13 protein-coding genes and 2 pseudogenes are annotated in these 19382 nt (G+C 57.5%); 11 read left to right on the top strand and 4 right to left on the bottom strand.

Annotation, left to right across the window (positions count from 1 at the left end):
• Nucleotides 1-37: 37 nt before the first annotated feature.
• The gene (locus HTT03_RS09735) at nt 38-5254 is read left to right on the top strand and encodes a RecQ family ATP-dependent DNA helicase (protein ID WP_246253304.1); all 5217 of its coding nucleotides are present in this window, start codon (nt 38-40) and stop codon (nt 5252-5254) included.
• A gap of 73 nt (nt 5255-5327) precedes the next feature.
• Here the strand turns inward: HTT03_RS09735 and HTT03_RS09730 are convergent.
• Nucleotides 5328-5604: pseudogene (locus tag HTT03_RS09730) on the bottom strand (IS3 family transposase); the annotation flags it as partial.
• A 43-nt stretch (nt 5605-5647) separates the two neighbouring features.
• Between HTT03_RS09730 and HTT03_RS18975 the strand changes: the two are divergent.
• Nucleotides 5648-6169, top strand: a pseudogene (locus tag HTT03_RS18975) (transposase); the annotation flags it as partial.
• A gap of 149 nt (nt 6170-6318) precedes the next feature.
• Nucleotides 6319-6735: a transposase gene (locus HTT03_RS09720; protein ID WP_217482684.1), complete on the top strand. Its 417-nt coding sequence runs from the start codon at nt 6319-6321 to the stop codon at nt 6733-6735.
• A gap of 29 nt (nt 6736-6764) precedes the next feature.
• On the opposite strand, the gene HTT03_RS09715 is transcribed toward HTT03_RS09720, so the two are convergent.
• Nucleotides 6765-8072: a GumC domain-containing protein gene (locus HTT03_RS09715; protein WP_174857901.1), complete on the bottom strand. Its 1308-nt coding sequence runs from the start codon at nt 8070-8072 to the stop codon at nt 6765-6767.
• 223 nt (nt 8073-8295) lie between these two features.
• Nucleotides 8296-8769 carry an LPS assembly lipoprotein LptE gene (locus HTT03_RS09710; protein ID WP_174857900.1) on the bottom strand — a complete coding sequence of 158 codons (474 nt, stop codon included), beginning with the start codon at nt 8767-8769 and terminating at the stop codon, nt 8296-8298.
• A gap of 493 nt (nt 8770-9262) precedes the next feature.
• On the opposite strand from HTT03_RS09710, the gene HTT03_RS09705 reads away from it, so the two are divergent.
• Complete coding sequence (locus HTT03_RS09705; protein WP_174857899.1) at nt 9263-9733, top strand: hypothetical protein; 471 nt, start codon at nt 9263-9265, stop codon at nt 9731-9733.
• 13 nt (nt 9734-9746) lie between these two features.
• On the opposite strand, the gene HTT03_RS09700 is transcribed toward HTT03_RS09705, so the two are convergent.
• Nucleotides 9747-10061: a hypothetical protein gene (locus HTT03_RS09700; protein WP_174857898.1), complete on the bottom strand. Its 315-nt coding sequence runs from the start codon at nt 10059-10061 to the stop codon at nt 9747-9749.
• Between the two features lie 185 nt (nt 10062-10246).
• Between HTT03_RS09700 and HTT03_RS09695 the strand changes: the two genes are divergently transcribed.
• From HTT03_RS09695 to HTT03_RS09665, 7 genes are all read left to right on the top strand, one after another.
• Complete coding sequence (locus HTT03_RS09695) at nt 10247-10807, top strand: hypothetical protein (protein ID WP_174857897.1); 561 nt, start codon at nt 10247-10249, stop codon at nt 10805-10807.
• 294 nt (nt 10808-11101) lie between these two features.
• Nucleotides 11102-12085 (top strand): hypothetical protein, encoded by a 984-nt coding sequence (locus HTT03_RS09690; RefSeq protein WP_174859639.1) that lies wholly within the window; start codon nt 11102-11104, stop codon nt 12083-12085.
• 212 nt (nt 12086-12297) lie between these two features.
• On the top strand, nt 12298-12591 hold the full coding sequence (locus HTT03_RS09685; protein ID WP_174859638.1) for a hypothetical protein: 294 nt from the start codon (nt 12298-12300) through the stop codon (nt 12589-12591).
• Nucleotides 12592-12937: 346 nt separating this feature from the next.
• Nucleotides 12938-13921, top strand: a complete 984-nt coding sequence (locus tag HTT03_RS09680) for a hypothetical protein (protein ID WP_174859637.1) — start codon at nt 12938-12940, stop codon at nt 13919-13921.
• Between the two features lie 84 nt (nt 13922-14005).
• Entirely contained in the window at nt 14006-16015 is a 2010-nt protein-coding gene (locus HTT03_RS09675) for a hypothetical protein (RefSeq protein WP_174859636.1), read from the top strand.
• On the top strand, nt 16012-18012 hold the full coding sequence (locus HTT03_RS09670; RefSeq protein WP_174859635.1) for a type I secretion system permease/ATPase: 2001 nt from the start codon (nt 16012-16014) through the stop codon (nt 18010-18012). Before HTT03_RS09675 ends, HTT03_RS09670 begins: the two co-directional genes overlap by 4 nt.
• Nucleotides 18009-19346, top strand: a complete 1338-nt coding sequence (locus tag HTT03_RS09665) for an HlyD family type I secretion periplasmic adaptor subunit (protein ID WP_174859634.1) — start codon at nt 18009-18011, stop codon at nt 19344-19346. Before HTT03_RS09670 ends, HTT03_RS09665 begins: the two co-directional genes overlap by 4 nt.
• Nucleotides 19347-19382: the final 36 nt, after the last annotated feature.

The following is a 19382-nucleotide window of genomic DNA, read 5'->3' as shown; positions in this document are numbered from 1 at the left end:
TGGTTCCGCTCCTTAAAAGTAGCACTAACTTGCGAGTATGAAAAATTTAATTTCACGAGGTATATCGAAAGCCTTTGCCCGTGCTCGGCCACAGCGGCCTGAGGCATCAAAGGCTGATGCGGGGGGCGATATCGGTATTCACACGCCGCAGGACCCTTTCGAGATCTTGTCGCACTGCTTGTCGATTGACTTGGAGGTCGATCCTAAAGGAGCCCGAATATTCGCCTTCGCTGCCGTGCCGGAAGGTGGAGGAGAGGGGATTGTCCATCGGAAAGGTGATTTGAAGGCCGCGCTTAAAAAGCTTGACTTATACTGCGCGGGTTTCGCGCGTGTCATTGGCCATAATATTCTGCGCCACGACCTGCCGCATCTTATGGCGGTGTCGCCGCGCTTTGCGAAGTACGCGGAAGGCCCGATCGATACCCTATGGCTTAACCCCTTGGCTTTCCCGAACAACCCTTATCACAAGCTGGTCAAACACTACCACGATGGGCGGCTTCAAAGTGGACACGTCAACGACCCTGAGTTCGATGCGCGTCTTGTGTTTGCGGTCTTACGCAACCAAATTGAGGCCTTCGTATCGCTGAACGCGTCGTCGCCAGAGACGATGATAGCCTATCATTGGCTTTGCTGTCGGGGTCCTGGTAGCAGCGGGTTCGATCGATTGTTCAGCGATCTGCGCGGAGCATCCATCCCTACTGAGGCGGAAGCGCACAGAGCTATTCAGATGTTGTTGCAAGAGGCAGCATGCGGTGCGCAGGTGGACGCTGTGCTCGACCGGCTCTCGGACACTGGGCTGGGCTGGCCGATGGCATATGCCCTTGCTTGGATTTCGGTCGCGGGTGGGGATTCTGTTATGCCGCCTTGGGTGCGGGCGCAATTCCGCGACGCAGCACGGCTCGTCAGAGACTTGAGAGACACGAATTGTCGTGATCCGCACTGTGCCTATTGCGCAGAGCATAATGATCCCACCCGGGCCCTCGAACGATGGTTTGGCTTTGCAAGTTTCCGTCCTGAACCAGCTGATGAAAACGGACGTCCCCTTCAGGAAAAAATCGTTGCCACGGCTATGGAGGGCGACCATCTGTTGGGCATATTGCCGACGGGCACGGGCAAATCCATCTGTTATCAGATCCCCGCGCTGTCTCGGTTCGACAAGACCGGGGCTTTGACAGTGGTCATATCGCCGCTTGTGGCCCTGATGGCAGACCAGGTCCAGGGTTTGGTACGGGCAGGAATTTCTTCGGCGGTCACCATCAATGGCCTTTTGTCGTTGCCGGAGCGTCAGGCTGCGCTCGATAAGGTGCGGCTTGGTGACGCTGCCATCTTGCTCATTTCGCCCGAACAATTGCGCAGCACAACGGTTCGGTCGGTTCTGTCGCAGCGCGAGGTGGGCCTGTGGGTGCTGGACGAGGCGCATTGCGTGTCTAAATGGGGGCACGATTTCCGGCCTGACTATCGTTACGTTTCGCGCTTTATTAAGGAAAGCTCCGGCGACGAACCGGCTCCTGTGCTTTGTTTGACTGCGACAGCAAAACCAGACGTGGTAGAGGATATTTGCAGTCATTTCGAGGAGCGATTGGGCGCTGAATTGACGTTGATAGACGGTGGCGCCTCTCGTTCAAATCTGAGCTTCGCGGTGCTGCCAACCCAGCGGGCAACCAAGATGGCGGATATCCTCGATACGATCGAGTCCAAACTTCCGCGCGAGGGAGCCTCAGGTGCAGTGGTCTATTGCGCGACTCGAAGCGCCACAGAGCGTGTGGCAGAGTTTCTAAAGCAACAGGGCATTGCAGCTGAGCGATATCATGCAGGCCTGAGCGCTGAGGACAAACAAGAAATTCAAGAGAACTTTCGCGTGGGCAATCTGCGCGTGATTGCCGCCACCAATGCTTTTGGCATGGGGGTGGATAAGCCGGACATCCGTTTGGTGGTTCACGGCGACGTGCCGGGATCGCTAGAAAATTATCTGCAAGAAGCGGGGCGCGCCGGTCGGGATCGTGAACCGGCAAATTGCATTCTCTTGTTCGACACCAAAGACGTTGATCGGCAGTTTAGCTTAAGTGCGCGGTCGCGCCTTGCACGGCATGAGATCGCCGCGATCCTAAAGGCGCTGCGACGCCTTGATTCTCGGACTGGCAAAGGCGGTGAGATCGTTGCGACGCCTGGGGAAATTGTTCACGAAGAAAAAGATCGCGATTTCCAGCGGGACAGCAATACCGACGATACGCGTGTGAAGACTGCGGTCTCTTGGTTGGAAGAAGCGCACCTTCTGAACCGCGAAGAAAACCGGGTGCAGGTGTTCCCCGCGTCGCTGCGGGTGAAAAGCATGAAGGAGGTCCGCGAAATTCTTGCAGCCGCCGAACTTACCGAACGGCGCCGCACGGATCTGGCGGCCATTGTGCAACACATCATCAACGCGCCGCAGGAAGATGGCATCACCACGGACGAGCTGTGCGGCGTGAGTGGCCTCACGGTGTCGGGCGTGCGCAAGGCTTTGGCAGATCTTGAAGCTCTGGGGATCGCAAAGGATGATACGAACATCACCATCTTCGTCCATGTTCGTATTGAGAATGCGTCACCGAAACGGTTCGAAGCGGCGTCCCGCCTAGAAGCCGACCTGATTGCGATCCTGCGAGAGCAAGCCCCGGACGCGGAGATCAACGAGGCTTGGCCTTGCCATCTGGCCTCGGTGGCGCAGGCTTTACGAGAAGAGGGACACGCCTCTGTTCGGCCCGACATCGTTGAGGGCCTACTCCGTGGGATTGCGCAGGATGGGCGCGACATGGATGGCGGCAGGGGCAATATCGGGTTGCGCAAGGTATCCAAGGGCAGCCTTCTGGTTCGAATGCAGCGGTCGTGGTCCGTGATCGAGCAGACCGCCCAACTTCGCCGACAGGCCGCGGAAAGGTTGGTTTCATACCTGATCGACAAGGTTCAGGCGGGCGTAAAAGGTAAAGATATCGCCGTTGAGACTACGCTTGGTGATTTCCTTGCGGCGATCAACAGCGACGCGCTGTTGCGCGCGTCTGTCAATGATCCGTCGAAGCTTATGGATCGGGCGCTGTTGTGGCTGCACGAGCAGCAAGTCGTCACACTGGGCAAGGGGCTGTCGGTGTTCCGTTCGGCCATGACGCTGCACATCAATTCGAAGGGGGGTGGCTTCACCACCCAACATTTCGCGCCGCTTGAAGACCATTACAGCGAACAAACCGTCCAGACCCACGTGATGGCGGCGTATGCGGCTAAGGGAATGGATGATATTGGTACCGCTCAGCGTTTGGCCCATGACTATTTCTCTCTCGATCAGGCCGACTTTATGAAAGCCTGGATGCCGGGGCGGATGTCGGAGTTCAGGCGGCAGGCCACGCCCCAGTCCTATGCCGAGATCGTGAGCGAGTTGGGAAATTCGACACAAGAGCAGATCGTGCGTGATGACCGCGAGCAGACCAATGTGCTTGTGCTTGCGGGGCCGGGCTCAGGTAAGACACGTGTGCTGGTCCATCGCGTCGCCTATCTGGTTCGGATCAAGCGTGAAGATCCAAACGGCATTTTGATACTTGCTTACAATCGCCACGCTGCCTCCGAGATACGGGAACGCTTGCGTCGACTGATCGGCGACGATGCTCGCTTTGTGACAGTCTTGACCATTCACGCCTTGGCCATGCGGCTGGTGGGCGCAAGTTTCGTCGGACGGGCCGGGCAGGATGATCCCGATTTTGGGACGCTTCTGACCGACGCGACACGTCTCTTGCGTGGGGATGGGTTGGACAAGGTCGAAGCCGAGGCCCTGCGGGAGACCTTGATCCAGGGGTTCCGCTGGATTCTCGTCGATGAATATCAAGACGTAGGCCCCGAGGAATACGCTTTGATCGCGGCAGTGGCCGGTCGCAGCATTGATGATCCTGATCAACGGATCAGCCTCTTCGCTGTCGGCGATGACGACCAGAATATCTATGCGTTTGCCGGTGCCTCGGTGCGCCACATTCGGCAATTTGAGCAAGACTATTCGGCCAAGCCGGTTTTTCTGACGGACAATTATCGATCTTCGAAAAACATCATCAGCGCAGCAAATGCGGTGATCGACGGGTCTCGGGAACGTATGAAAACAGGGCATAAGATCGCCGTCGATCAATCGCGGCAAAAGGACCCGGCTGGGGGTATCATGGAAAGCCTCGACCCGGTGGCGCAGGGGCGGGTCCAAATTCTTGGCTGTCCGGCTGGGAACGATTTTCAGGCCCTTGCGGCAATCAGCGAGATGATCCGTCTTTCAAAACTGATTCCAGATTGGAGTTGGAAGGGGGCGGCTATCATCTCGCGTGATTGGCGCAGACTTCTCCCGGTCCGCGACTTCGCGGAGGCGCATGGAATTCCCGTCGAAATGGCGAACGAGAACCTGCCAGGTCTGTGGCGCACCCGCGAGATGCGGATGTTTATAGACAGTTTGCGCGAAAGGCGTGTGGCGAGGGCCGGCGTAAGGGATCTCACCGAAACGCTGAACGCAATACCTTTAAGTCGTTGGACCGACCGAATTGGCGAGGGCCTCGGCCAACTTGCGCGTGAAATTGACGGTAAGGCGCTTCCGACACCTGATGTTATTGAATGGTTTGCCGAATGGTCGAAGGATTCATGGGGCGAGCAACGCGGACTCAAGTTGTTGACCGCGCACCGCGCCAAAGGCCTCGAATTTGATGATGTCGTGATCATGGATGGCGGCTGGGAGCGACCCTCACGAAACGAAGATCAAGACGCGCCGAGGCGCTTGTTTTATGTCGCTATGACCCGTGCGCGGCGTAATTTGATCGTTATGAGCAACGACAATCATGAATATCTTCCCACTGTGTCGCCTTCCGTGATCACGCGGCAGGTCGTGCCTGACTTGGCGTCAGTACCCGGCCCACGCCGCTTCTTTCAATCGCCTGAAATGAAGATGGTCGACCTCTCATTCGCAGGGCGCCAAGGTGATCGGCATGCTGTTCATAGTGCAATCGCCCAAGCACAGGTCGGCGCGCCAATCAGGCTCTCTAGTATCGGAGATCGCTGGCAGATCGAGGATGTTCAAGGGCGGCCCCTCGGGCGGATGTCCAAAGCATTCGCGCCACCGGTCGGCACGAAATTTGTCACCGGCGAGATCGCGGCCATTATACATTGGCGCAAAGAAGACGCAGGCGAGCGTTTTCATCACCTGCTTAAACGCGCGAGCTGGGAGGTCGTTGTGCCTGAGCTGGTTTTTGAAGAGGTCAAAGGAGAATGAAAGGGCTTCACGATAAGATCAAAGCGGCAAGTAGAACCGCCCCGGGTTTACCGGAGAGCGTTTGGTTCGCATGTTAGGCTGCTTTTTCATTTGAGTTTAAGGTTGCATAGAACATCTCCTCTGCTTCATGCGGCGTGACATATCCCCAATCGACCCATTTCAGAGTTTCCCACTCGACCGCCTCTGCGGTCTTCCACGGCCGGCCCCAACCGGTGAATGGCCTCCGCTTTGAAGAGGCCGATGATCGTCTCTGCCAGCCCGTTGTCATAGCTGTCACCTACACTGCCCACCGAGGGTTCGATCCCGGCTTCAGCCAGACGTTCGGTATAGCGGATTGACACATACTGGGCGGTTTCAACCGGTCGTCGCAACACCCCTTTGATGGAGGTGTAGATGACAAAAACAGGCAAACGAAGGTCCGAACGTTCGACTCGGGACAAATTAAACTCTCCAGGAAGGCCGCCAGTCTGGCAACGTGAGAATCTATGCCGGTTCTGGCGGGCCTTTACAGAGGGGCTATCCAGTGAGGATGCCGCCGTTGATGCCGGTGTCTCTGCCCCTGTTGGAACCTGATGGTTTCGGAGCTCTGATGGAATGCCTCCCACACATCTTGCGCCATCGGCGCCCTTATCGAAGAACCGTAGCCTTTCCTTCGCAGAACGTGAGGAAATAGCTTTGGAGTGCGCGAGGGGCACAGGTGACCGCGCCATAGCGCGCAAGCTTAGGAGATCGCCCAGCACGATCTCTCGAGAGATCAGGCGCAATTCGGCAACCCGTGGCGGAGACTTCGAATATCGTGCGTGCGATCAATGCACAATGGCATGCTGATCGTGCAGCTAAGCGGCCAAAAGCGAGTAAGCTCACCCTCAACCCGCCCTGCGCGACTACGTGCAAGATCGGTTGTCCGGTCTTATCGTCACACTGCGTATTCCGGGGTGATCCGCCCACCGTTTCCGGTTTATGCGTCCATCCGTTCCGATTTTATCCGCCCGCCCCTGTGACGTGCTGCTGCGAGGCAATCTGTAACCGGCTACCCTTCGTCCTTTTGGCATGAAGGAAGCCTGATGAAGAGATTGTCAATTCACCTCGCCCAAAATGCCATCCATCACGCGCCGAACCTTGCCGGTCGCAAACGCATCGGTGCCGAACTCCGCGAGATCTGGAACGCGGCCCCCCTCGTCAAGGCCGAAACCAGCTTGGCCGAATTGGTCACCGAGTATCGCGATACAGCGCCGAAACTTGCTGCATGGCTGGAGGAGAATGTCCCTGAGGGTCTCACCGTCTTCACCTTGCCAAAAAACCACCGACGCCGCATGCGCACCTCCAACCCGATGGAGCGCAGCGTGCGGCAGGAGTTGAAACGTCGCACCGTTAAGGTCCGGGTGGGCACGTCGCGTATCAGGGCCTTATTCGCCACGCTTCGGTCGAACGTTTCGATTCACTTTTCTTGCATCATCTATCGGAGTAAAGGTAGCGGCTAACAAGCGAGCCCTGGCCGCAAATCAAAAGATCAGCTAGGCCGTGCCTTCTTGTGTGCTCGGCGAGACGCACGCCCCTTCAATCCGGCTTTCGAACGCTTCTCCCAAGCTTGTTTCCAAACGTTTGCTTTCTCAGGCGCGCTGATATCGGGAATAGAGATCAAGGGTGTGATCCCAGTTTCACGGGTTATTTGTTGAGCGGTGCGCAAAACTGGATGGCGGATTTCCAAAACGAAAGCGACGATAAGAGACAGAGCTACGCTTCCCACCCCGCCGATAGCAGCGATGATCGTACGACTGGATGTAATCGGATATTCCGGCAGTTCAGCGGCTTCGAGTGTAATCAATTCTTCACTGCGTTTATCGATTTCCAGCGAAGCCCCCACGTTTGCTGCACTGCGGCGCCCGGTTGTGATCACCAGCTGATTTTGCAACTGCTCCAAGCGCCGCTCGAACCGGGCCAGCTCTCGATCAACTTCAGGAGAAGTTTGCAGGCTGCTGTTCAGAGCATCGCGTCGCTCCACCAGTTGGTCTCGCTGGGTCGAGAGGTTTTCCAGCGTTGCATCGAGTTCAGCTTGCCTGCGGGCGATGGTGGCCTCCCGCGCGTTCGGAGAAACCCTTGTGCGGGCCAGGCGGGTGGCAACAATCTCCCGATCCAATGTGAGGATCGCTTCATTTAGGTTGCCGATTTCACTTTGACGAAACAGAAGACTACCTTCCAACGCCAGATCGTTGGCTGCTTGGAAATCGGCACGCTCGGCCTCAAGGGTGGCAATGTCGCGGATCAGGTTTTCTTCTTGGCGTTGAAGAAACTCTAAGGTTCCAAGGGTCTGCTCGCGGCGCTGCGCGATCGACAGGCTGCGGGTACGGTCAGCGAAGTCTCGCGCCACGGCCTGCGCATCGGCAGGATCATTCATCCGGGCAGTGAAAGATAAGGTAGAGAGGATCCCGTCATTCTCATAGCCCTCACCTGTGGACCCAGCCCCTGTGATGGTGATCGAGCCTCGCAGGAGCTCGACTTTGTCGCTCATGCGCAAAGCTGGCATATCATTATACAGGTCATGTTTTTTGATGACATCAATGATATTTCCTCGCGCCATCAACTGCTGCTCGATCAACAGCAGGCGGCGCATTGGAGAGCCTTCAACCGTCGAGGGGGCAAGATCATTAGAGACTTTTGGCAGTTTGATCTGGATGACTTCGGATGATTGATAGACGTGGGGCGCTGACAAGGCGCTGATGACGGATGCAATGCTGCCCAACAGAATGACCATGATGATTGCCCGCGACCGGCGGCGCAACATGTCGATGACGTCGTCGAAAGTGTAGATCGGGCCCATCGGTCTCTTTCCTATAGCACATGAATCCGGCTCCGGGTCCGGGCGGATTGATCAGGCTAGATCAAAAAAACTGGGCGAGAATAGGGCGTCGCAAGCAGGGATAAGAGCGCATATTAGATCCTCCTTCGAACATATTAGCCTTCTACGGGCAGACCATTTCTGAGCATCAGCGGCTCTGCCGCGCTCGTCTTACGGCTGAAAAGAGGCTTGGACCAACCGCCGGTTACATGAGTAGCTTGAGGGAAATATCCGTGGTGAGCTTGTCTGCGAGAATTTTGATCAGCCGTTCGCTTGCATCACGTTGAGCAGCTACGCTCAGATTGTCTCTGGTGAGAAATGACGTAAAAGACTCCACCGCGCCAGAGGCAATGGTTTGTCCAGTGCTCTTGGAGATCAACTGGTAGCTTACGCGCCCCAACACGTGAGATCGGCTGGCCCCGGCAAGCTCAAGACCTTGCTCGGACAGCTCAATATCGTAATTAAGGATATGCTTGGCACTCAGGTTTCGGCCGAGCTGTTCTTCGAGGTCGCGCACCAGGAAATATTCTTCACGGGTGTTTGGAGCGGCCACCTCAATGTCGGAAAGGATTGCTCCTGTTTCAGAATTTGTGCCGTAAACCGGCGTGAAGCCACAAGCCGGGAGACCAGCTAGCAAGGCGCATATGACAAGGATTTTTCCGGATCTCAGGACTTTCACGTTTTCACCTTACTTTCGAAAATTCAGCGCAATGCGCCGCAGGGCGGGCTGTTATGGGGTGCGTTTGCAATGTTAAGCACAGGGCTGCAACACCTGACTACCCCCTCCCTTCTCGCCCGGGGCATCGTTTAAGGCGCAATGCTTTAGGAGTGCGGATTGTCGTAAAGCGCCCAGTCTCATGCGAAACTTCGGGCTGAAGATGATCAGCTCGTTTTTCGGCTTCGCAGACAAGACCGCAGTATAGCCACCGGAACGGTGGATTTGATGACAGCAATACAGTGTCGGGGGCCACGTAGCCGATGCCGGCCTTACGACCTGCGTCTTGGGGTGTCGTTGCCCCCTACCTATAGGGAGTAGCCCGATCGTATCAATTGCCGCGCAGGGGCAGTTGCGGTCACTTTAGAGCATAGAGGTGGAGTCGCGGCCTGTTGGCCGAAAGACGCTCTGTTCACATCTTTACGATTTCGCCTAAGGCATTTTAAAGGAGGCATCCATGCAAGCCCAAGTCGTTCACGATACGTCTGCCAAAGCGCCTCCCGTTCCGCCCAAACGCCCGGCTGTTGAGCCGGTCTCTCGCAACCCTGCCGCATCGGCGGGCTCAGCGGGGGAGCCCAGTCCCGCCCGGATCCTCACAGAGGCGTTCGAAGACCTGCGCCGCCGCATGGCGACGCTTGAAGGACGGATTGTTGAAGGATCTACCACCGGGGAGGTGGCGCGTATCGCTCAGATGCTTGAACGGGTCGAAGATCGGTTGGGGGCGGGAGCAAAAGGTTCCACGAAACTGTCGAAACGCGCACCGGGCAAGCTACTGGTCACTTTGTTGACTCTCTGCGCCTTCGGGATAGGCATTTTTGCCGCCGAACACATGCCGGAATTGGGCGATGGCCTTGAGCAGATTACGCTTGCTACTTCAACATTCTGGCAAGCGGGTCTTGAGCGGATCGGCGAGCTAAACATACAGTAATTGTCGAGTTCGCCTATCTGGCGGAGCCTAGATCGCCGAGGGACGCGTCCCACGCTGTGCGAGCAACCTCTTCGTCGCCTGACAACAGCGCATCCGCAAAAAATGCGCCCGCGATGTGACCTTCGCGGATGTCGATGTCGCCTTCCGAGGACAGCAGATAAAGACGTGTGGCGAACAGACTAGGTGCGGCACAGGTCAGATCTTCCCAGACACCAAGCTGAACAGCGAAGACCCCCTCCTCCTCAAGATTGTCCTGTGCGACGATCCTGTTGATCGCGCCGACAAGGAAGCCGATACACCGCGACGTCAGCCAATCGGCTTCACTCAAGGGGCCGCCTGCCCAGGCCGCGCGTTCGACATACGGCCTGAGAAGGCGCGTCGCGCGCCTACGCGCTGCAGCGGTATTCATCGCACCTATCAGCAAGGTGATCCCCTTCTTGCGAATCTCGGATTTTGTGAATGGGCAAAACCAGTGTAGCATACAGGACGAACTCGCGCTGACAGGAGCGTAGCATGCCCAGACGGGATCTTCCGCAACCGCCCAATTTCACCGAGATGAACGCGAGGGCGGAGGTCGGCGCTGTCGAACGCGAGCATCTCATGACCCTGATTGGCGCGCTAAGCATGTCATGGTCGAACAATGAGAGCGTCTTGATCTATCTAATGATGGTGCTTTTGCGGACTGATGATGTGTCCGCAGCGCTGGTGTATGGCACATTGAACACAGCGCGCGCGCGTTCTGACCTTGTGTCGCGGCTAACCCGCGTACGGGTTTCGGACGTGGATCTGCGGCGCGAAATGGATGATATTCTGACCGCGCTCGAAAAATGCGGCAGGGTGCGCAACGACCTGCAACATGCTTCCTACGAGTTCGACGCTGCAGGGCGTCCGATTTCCACCCGCTCAATGCGGGTCGAACAGAGCCGCAAGCGGTTGAGCTTCGGCCGAACCCGCCCTATCGATGCGGCTCGGCTGGCCAAGATCACGGAAGTGGTCGACGAACTGGGCCGCATCAATCAGCGACTTTGGGCTCTGCTGCCGCGGCTGGAACAGCACGCAAACCCCGCAGACTAGAGATCTTTCATTCTTGCCAAAGCAAAAGTGTAGGCAGTCTTAGCGTTTTTCCAAATTCCCAGCAGCCCTCACCTATTAGGGTTAACCCCATATGACAGCGGTTAAGACCCTAATTGGCGTGTCGTTAAATTGGACAGAGGTGACGCATGCTTCTCCTACTGCGGAGCTCGACCCCATGAGGGGGCCGGCAAGCTAGCCGCGGTGAACAGGGAAACGGAGAGCTAGGTCTGTCGCAGATGAGATAGCCGCTGCGAGGCCGTGATCACCGTCTCCGACCATAAACGGAGTAAAAAAATGTCTCTCATTGATGATGACAATGCCATCGCCCTAGCACTTGCGGGGGCTGCCACCGCGGTTCGCGACGATGACGCAATCGATGCCGATCAGGGCAATAGTGGTGACAATCAGGCCAATGCGGTCAGGTCCCGTGTGAACCAGTCGGATGACGATGGCAACCGGCGCGATACCGACAATACCGACAATAGCCAACAAAATGTCGGGAACGTAGATAGCAACGACAGCAATGACGGCAACCGGCGCGATACTGACAACACCGACAACAGCCAGCAGAATGTCGGAAACGTAGATAGTAACGACAGCAACGACGGCAACCGACGCGATACCGACAATACTGACAACAGCCAGCAAAATGTCGGAAACGTAGATAGCAACGACGACAACGACGGCAACCGACGCGATACCGACAATACTGACAACAGCCAGCGGAATGTCGGAAACACAGATAGTAACGACGACAATGACCAAGATAACGACCTAGTCGATTTCGATGATCTGGGCGAGTTCGACATCGATAGCTTGTTGGCCGATGCCCTGAATGGCTCTGGCAACGATATGGCGTTCTCGCTCGATCAGACAAACAATCTGACCGACAACGATAGCGTGAGCAATCCGGATGTGATCTATAATGGCGGTTCACCGGGCGGCACGGGCGGCCAAGGCGGCGATGGAGATGCTGCGTACCATGCGCATCCGGCTGACGCTGGCGATGGCGGGCCCGGGAATGGCGGCGGCTTCTACCAGACCGCAACCGCGAATGGCGGCACTGCCTCGATGCAGGACTTCAACGCTGGAGGCGCTTCCGGTGGTCCGGGTCATGACTCGATGGACGTTCAATCCATGACCTCAGCGGATGTGGCGCTGACCCAAGAGGCGTTCACCATGAACCTGACGCTAGGTGCCAATATCCAGTACAACCTAGCCGAGACATCGGTTGTCGGCGGAGCTTCCTCCGATACCGGGGATGCGGACGACGCCTAACAACAAACCACTCGTCCCGGCGGGGGTCAGACCCCGCCGGTTCGTTTCCACCTTGTAAGGATCTTTCGAGGAGGGTGCGATACAGATGGATGTTGTCGCGCCCGGCGCCGCGAGCGCCGTTCCCCTCGCGCTGCGCTCGAATGTGGTCGAAGGCGATCTCGTCGATTTCAACATGCTATCCAGCGCAATGTGATCCGCGACGGCGCCCCTTTTTGATACAACATGCCCAGACGGGTTTTCAGCGCTTTGTGTTGTGCGTAAACGAGAATGTCAGCATTAGCGGTTCAACGGTTCAACGGTTCAACGGTTCAACGGTTCAACGGTTCAACGGTTCAACGGTTCTGCGCAACTATTGCGACGTGATTTTCGCGGGCGGGGATATGGTCCGCGCCAACATGATATTTCAAGACAACGTGGTGATTGATGAGAACGCGATGCGCGTGATCGGCAACGGTGCAAAGGTGACCGCCGCAACTCTCGGCGGTCACCGAACTGGGACGCATTAATTAGCGACTTTGGGCTCTGCTGCCGCGGCTGGAACAGCACGCAAACCCCGCAGACTAGAGATCTTTCATTCTTGCCAAAGCAAAAGTGTCTTGGCGTTTTCCAAACCCCGCTGCAGCCACTCACCCATTAGGGTTAACCCTATATGACGGCGGTTAAGACCCTAATTGGCGTCTCGTTAGATTGGACAGAAGTGACGCATGCTTCCCCTACCGCGGGGCTCGACCCCATGAGGGGGCCGGCAAGCCAGCCGCGGTGAACAGGGAAACGGAGAGCTAGGTCTGTCGCAGATGAGATAGCCGCTGCGAGGCCGTGATCACCGTCTCCGACCACAAACGGAGTAAAAAGATGTCTCTTATTGATGATGACAATGCCGTCGCCCTAGCACTCGGTGCCGCCGCCACTGCAGTCCGCGACGATGACGCAATCGACGCCGATCAGGGCAATAGTGGTGACAATCAGGCCAATGCGGTCAGATCCCGTGTGAACCAGTCGGATGACGACAACAACCGGCGCGATACCGACAACACGGACAACAGCCAGCAGAATGTCGGAAACGTAGATAGCAACGATGACAACGACAACAACCGGCGTGATACTGACAACACTGACAACAGCCAGCAAAATGTCGGAAACGTAGATAGCAACGACGACAACGACAACAACCGCCGCGATACCGACAATACTGACAACAGCCAGCAGAATGTCGGAAACGTAGATAGCAACGACGACAATGACAACAATCGCCGCGATACCGACAATACTGACAACAGCCAGCAGAATGTCGGAAACGTAGATAGCAACGACGACAATGACCAAGACAACGACCTGGTCGATTTCGACAACCTGGGCGACTTCGACATCGATAGCTTGCTGGCCGATGCCCTGAATGGCTCAGGCAACGATATGGCGTTCTCGCTCGATCAGACAAACAATCTGACCGACAACGATAGCGTGAGCAATCCGGATGTGATCTACAATGGCGGTTCACCGGGCGGCACGGGCGGCCAAGGCGGCGATGGAGATGCTGCGTACCATGCGCATCCGGCTGACGCTGGCGATGGCGGGCCCGGGAATGGCGGCGGCTTCTACCAGACCGCAACCGCGAATGGCGGCACTGCCTCGATGCAGGACTTCAACGCTGGAGACGCTGCTGGTGGTCCGGGTCATGACTCGATGGACGTTCAATCCATGACCTCAGCGGATGTGGCGCTGACCCAAGAGGCGTTCACCATGAACCTGACGCTGGGTGCCAACATCCAGTACAACCTAGCCGAGACATCGGTTGTCGGCGGTGCCTCCTCCGACACCGGGGATGCGGACGACGTCTAACAACAAACCACTCGTCCCGGCGGGGGTCAGCCCCCGCCGGTTCGTTTCCACCTCGTAAGACTTTTCGAGAAGGGCACGATTCAGATGGATGATGTCGGCGAGTATATCGAACGTTTCGCGGGCTATCTGCGGCTTCTCGAGAACGAAGAACGCATAAAGCCCCTTTTGGAAGGTAAGGCTCCCGACCTTGGCATTGATCTGTCGCTCATTCCTGAACAACCTCTGCCACCACCTTCCGACCCAGTTTTGCTAGCCCAAACTGCCGGTGCCGCGCTCCCGCTCCCTGCGGCCAACGCCCTACCCTCTTCGCTCCAAACCCCGAACTTTGCCTCAAACGTGCCGATGCTGCCTTCGGCCAGATTGGCCGAGAGCGCCCCCTATTTTCTGCCACATAGCTATGCGTCGGGCTCATCCGCTGCGATGTCGGACTATGTGATTACCATCAAGTATTTCGCCATTGGATCGCAGCTCATTCATATCCGCCAGCTCAATGTCCTCGAGGATGGCGACACGATCCTTGAAAACCCCGAAGCCGGACGGCCCAGTTGGGCTGATGTGGATACCAACGCGCGCCGTGCCACGCTTTTGGAGGATCCCAACCTGCCTGAGGTCGCAGCTGAACTTGTAAGCCTGCGCGACACAATCGCCGACCCAGTCACCTTCCCTGCAGCTCTTCGGGTCGTGCTCGACGCACAGGTGGATGCCGCGCAGACGGGAGACCCCGAGGCGGAGGGTTCAGAAAGCTGGCTTGCGACGCTGGCCGTTGAGAGCGAGGGCATCTGGCTCAACGGCGTGTTGACCGATACGCCCCCCGAGCGCCCTGATTTCAGCAAAAATGACCGCCCTTCCGATCCAGATTTGGTATCCGCCACCGATCTCGGGTCGACCGTGCAGAGCGGGGACAGCCTTGATCTTGAAACGGAGGGGCGAAACGGGCTCGAACGACCGGGGATGGAGGCCGAACTCGGCGGCAATCTCGCGCTGTCCTCGGCCACGATCCGCGATACCAACGACGTCGGCGGCACACTCGTTGTGATGGGAAATGTTCATGACCTGTCGGTGATCTGGCAGACCAACATATTGTCAGATGTCGACGAGGCACATCTTGCAGGACCAGTGAACCCGCTGACTGCGGGCACCAATGTGCTGACCAATCTTGCCCATTTTCAGACTGATCTGTCGTTAATCGCGCCCGGCGCTGTGAGCGCCGTTCCCCTCGCGCCGCGTTGGAACGTGGATGTGGTCGAAGGCGATCTCGTCGATTTTAACATGCTGATCCAGCACAATATGATCCGCGACGGCGACCTTTCTGTACAACATGCCGAAACGGGTTTTCAGCGCTTCGTGTTGGGCGAAAACGAAAGTGTCAGCATGAGCGATCTGACAGTTCTGCGCGACTATTACGACGTGATTTTCGTGGGCGGTGATATGGTCCGCGCCAACATGATATTTCAAGACAACATGGTGATTGATGACGACACGATGCGCGTGATCGGCACCGGCGCAGAGGGAACCGCCGCAACCCTCGGCGGGGGCAACACGCTGTGGAACGAGGCATGGATCCATCGCAGTGGCACCGATATTTTCACATCTGTTACCGATGGCGCGTGGGATTTCCTTGATGTCCTTACAGGACGCGAAGGGACGCTCGACGACCCACCCGATCTAGCGGTTCCAGCAGGTGGCAACATGCCGCTACGGGTTCTTTTTGTCGAGGGTGACTATCTTGATGTTAACGCGATCCACCAGACCAATGAAATCCACGACGCCGACGCCGCCTTGCAGCTCGGGGTGGGGGAGATGTCGCTTTCGACCGGCGGTAACACGGCCGCGAATGTCGCGCAGATCTTCGACGTTCGTGGACAGGGCAATGTCGCGATGGTTGAGGGTGAGCATTACGACGACGAGATGATGATCCAAACCAACATTCTGGCCGAGGACCAAGACGTGCGTACGGTGGATGCCCAAACGCTTGCAAGTGAAGTCATCGCCTTTCTTGATCCCGACCTCGTGACTGAGCCCGACGCCGACGGCCAGTTCAACTTTATCCCGATGCATGCAGGAGACGACATGATGAGCGGAATAATGGCATGACCGGACATAACGATACGCCCGTCCCCGTTTTCGAGCCCGGCTTGCTGCGCCGACCTGAGGTTGCGCGAATGATCGACAACCTGCGCGCCGCTGACCTGTTGGGGATATTGCCCGGAGATAACGAGGCCCCATCCATCTCCGAGAAAAAAAACGGCCAAGAGGGCGCTCAGTTACATGACACGGCGCCTGCCTCAAAACCACGCAAAGCGGCGTGTCAGGCACCAATAAATACAATAACACCCAAGAAGCCACCCCTCCAGCGGCGGCAGGCGGACGAGGATTTTCGTGCCGCGCTCGGTCGATCGCAAGCGGCGTTCCGGGCCAACATCATCACCGTCGTCATCTTTTCTTTCATCGTTAACGCGTTGCTGCTAGCAGTCCCTGTCTACCTGTTTCAGGTCTCGGACCGCGTCCTGTCGAGCCGCAGCCTTGATACGCTGATGATGCTGACGCTCATTATCGTCGGGCTGCTGTTTGCTCATTCTCTCATTGACGTGGCCCGTCGGACTGTGCTGATGCGCACCGCGGCTCAGATCGAAAGCCGTCTCGGCGCGCCAGTCCTCGCGGCTGCCGCCCGCGCTTCGCAGAACGGCTCACCGATGGAGTTCCAACGGCTCGGTGATCTGCAACAGATCCGCAGCTTTATCACTGGCTCAACGCTGATGACGCTGTGCGACCTGCCCGTGGCGCCCCTTTATCTGGGAACGCTCTTCCTCATTCACCCGCATTTTGGATATATCGTCACGGTAACAGCTCTTCTCCTGGGTTTGATCGCGTGGCTAACGAAGCGCTTCACCGCGATTCCCTTTGCCCAGGCCAACGTCAATGCGGCGCGGGCAAACCTGCAGGCCGACGCGCTGGCCCGAAATGCGCAGGTCATTAACGCAATGGGCATGACGCCTGAGTGTGTGGTGTTGTGGGGCCGCGAAACAGCCGCCTCGCTCAAGGCACAGGTTCTGGCGCAGGAGCGCAATGTGCTGGCCGCGGGAGTATCGAAATTTGTTCGGCTGATCACCCAGATAACCATTCTCGGATGGGGAGCCTACCTTGCTTTGCAAGGCGGTTTGAGTGCGGGTATGATTATCGCAGCTTCGATCATCGGCGCACGTGCGCTCGGGCCGATTGAGGGTGCAATCGAAGGCTGGAAGAACGTCGTATCGGCCCGTTCAGCCTATGATCGCATCCGCTACTTGCTGCAGAACTCACCGCTCAACATCTCCCGGCTGGAGTTGCCACGGCCCAAAGGTCACTTGACCGTCGAGCGCGTCCTATACGTCCCCCCACCGCAAAAGAAGGTGATCCTCAACGGCATTTCTTTCGAGCTTAAGCCTGGGGAATCCCTGGCCATCGTTGGTTCGTCGGGGGCGGGGAAAAGTACATTGGCACGGATGCTGGTGGGTTCAATCATGCCAACCGCTGGCGGGGTACGCCTCGACCAGATGGACTTGCGCAACTGGAACTTACGCCAGTTCGGCGCCTCGATCGGCTATCTGCCGCAGGACGTACAGCTCTTTCCCGGTACGGTGAAAGCCAATATTGCCCGCATGCGCAGCGATGCGAGCGATGAGGCGATCTTCGACGCCGCCGAGATCGCCGATGTCCACGGGCTGATCTCGCAGCTACCTGGGGGCTACGAGACCTTCGTGTCGATGGACGGCGCACCGCTCTCAGGCGGGCAGAAGCAACGGATCGGTCTGGCGCGGGCCTTCTTCGGCGATCCGCGACTGGTCGTGCTCGACGAACCGAACTCCAATCTCGATACAGCTGGAGAACGGGCGCTGGCGGCCGCGCTCGCCCGAGCTAAAGCCCGCGACATCACGGTCGTTGCGGTCACGCAACGCCCGTCGCTCTTGCGCAATGTCGATAAGATCCTAGTGCTCGAAAAAGGGAGCGTGAAGATAATGGGTCCGCAGTCCGAAATCCTGCCGTGGCTGCAGGGCAAGTCACTGCCACCCGCCGCCACGTCACCGCAAATGTATGAAGGTGAAGCCCAATGACCGCAGTACCCGATCTGGACGCCATCTATTCTGACGTACCCCGCACCGCCCGAGGGGCAACGCTCTTTGGCTATGCCGTCATGCTCGCCGGACTTCTGAGTTTCGGCTGGTGGTCTGCAACAGCGCCAATCGCCGGAGCGGTGGTTTCCGGTGGGGTCTTCGTTACGACAGGCCAAAACAAAACCGTGCAGCACTTCGAGGGCGGAATTATCGAAAAGATCCATGTTGCAGAAGGGGATGTTGTTACCGAGGGAGAGACCCTATTCACCCTGAGTGCAACGGCTGCAGAGGCCGATCTCGCGCGCTTGAGACTGTCGCGACTGCGTCTGGGGGCGATGGAGGCGCGGCTGATGGCCGAGGTTGAGGGGCGCGAAACGCTCGATTACCCAGACCAGATCCTCGCAGCCTCCAATGAGGCCGAGATCCGCGCAGCGCTGGCCGAACAGCAGGAGGTATTCGACGCACGCCGCGAGACGGTAAATGCAGACCTGACTGCGATCTCTCACGACCGCACATCGCTTGAATGGCGCCTGGGTGGGATGAAAGAAGAACTGAACGCGCTGCAACTTCAGGCTGGCTTGTTCACCGAAGAGGTGGCAGCCAAGCGCACGTTATTTGAGCGCGGCCTGACCCCACGGTCCTCGGTGCTTGCGGTGGAGCGCGCGCAATCGGCGCATATTTCTCGGATAGCGCGGATTAAAGCCGAAGCCGCAGAAACAACCGAACGGATGGCGGGCCTCGATGCCGCGGCCGAAAGCGTCAGAACCGACGTAGTGCGGTTCGGGCTCGAAAGCCTGCAGGAGGTGCGCAGTCAGATCGACGATATTGATGAACAGATGCGCCAGGCCCGGGATGTTTTGGACCGGCTTAATATCGTCTCACCTGTAGAGGGGATCGTGGTCACAATGAACAGATACACCCCAGGCGGAGTCATTAGAGCGGGGCAGGTCGTCGCCGAAATCGTGCCCCTGCGAGAAGAACTGGTGATCGAGACGATTGTGCAGCCCAAAGATATCGACGTCGTGCGCCCGGGACAGGAAGCAAGCATTCGTTTAACGGGCTTAAATCAGCGCGTTACGCCGGTCCTGTCAGGGTACGTAGACTATGTCTCGGCAGACGCCCTGCCTGGGGATAGCCTTCGACAAGGTGAGTTTGGCGATGTCTATTTGGTGCGTGTGGCACTCCACGCGGGCGAAGAGCTGCGGGCACGCGATTTCACACCACGTCCTGGCATGCCGGCTGAAATCCAGATCCGCACCGCTGACCGCACATTCCTCAATTATCTTACACAGCCTCTAAGAGACAGTATGTCTCGCGCGTTCCGCGAGGATTGAGGCGCGTGCGAGACTGTCAGAGACCTGATCTCGCGT

The organism is Sulfitobacter maritimus (assembly GCF_013346665.1).
Taxonomy (GTDB): domain Bacteria; phylum Pseudomonadota; class Alphaproteobacteria; order Rhodobacterales; family Rhodobacteraceae; genus Sulfitobacter; species Sulfitobacter maritimus.
The sequence above is the reverse complement of the archived record's forward strand: the minus strand, read 5'-3'. Positions and strand labels throughout refer to the sequence as shown.

Bases quoted from the DNA above. Each gene is read 5' to 3' on its own strand.
- HTT03_RS09695 (WP_174857897.1), top strand. From the start codon at position 10,247: ATGCCCAGACGGGATCTTCCGCAACCGCCCAATTTCACCGAGATGAAC.
- HTT03_RS09675 (WP_174859636.1), top strand. From the start codon at position 14,006: ATGGATGATGTCGGCGAGTATATCGAACGTTTCGCGGGCTATCTGCGG.
- HTT03_RS09690 (WP_174859639.1), top strand. From the start codon at position 11,102: ATGTCTCTCATTGATGATGACAATGCCATCGCCCTAGCACTTGCGGGG.
- HTT03_RS09735 (WP_246253304.1), top strand. From the start codon at position 38: ATGAAAAATTTAATTTCACGAGGTATATCGAAAGCCTTTGCCCGTGCT.
- HTT03_RS09720 (WP_217482684.1), top strand. From the start codon at position 6,319: ATGAAGAGATTGTCAATTCACCTCGCCCAAAATGCCATCCATCACGCG.
- HTT03_RS09715 (WP_174857901.1), bottom strand. From the start codon at position 8,072: ATGGGCCCGATCTACACTTTCGACGACGTCATCGACATGTTGCGCCGC.
- HTT03_RS09705 (WP_174857899.1), top strand. From the start codon at position 9,263: ATGCAAGCCCAAGTCGTTCACGATACGTCTGCCAAAGCGCCTCCCGTT.
- HTT03_RS09680 (WP_174859637.1), top strand. From the start codon at position 12,938: ATGTCTCTTATTGATGATGACAATGCCGTCGCCCTAGCACTCGGTGCC.
- HTT03_RS09665 (WP_174859634.1), top strand. From the start codon at position 18,009: ATGACCGCAGTACCCGATCTGGACGCCATCTATTCTGACGTACCCCGC.
- HTT03_RS09670 (WP_174859635.1), top strand. From the start codon at position 16,012: ATGACCGGACATAACGATACGCCCGTCCCCGTTTTCGAGCCCGGCTTG.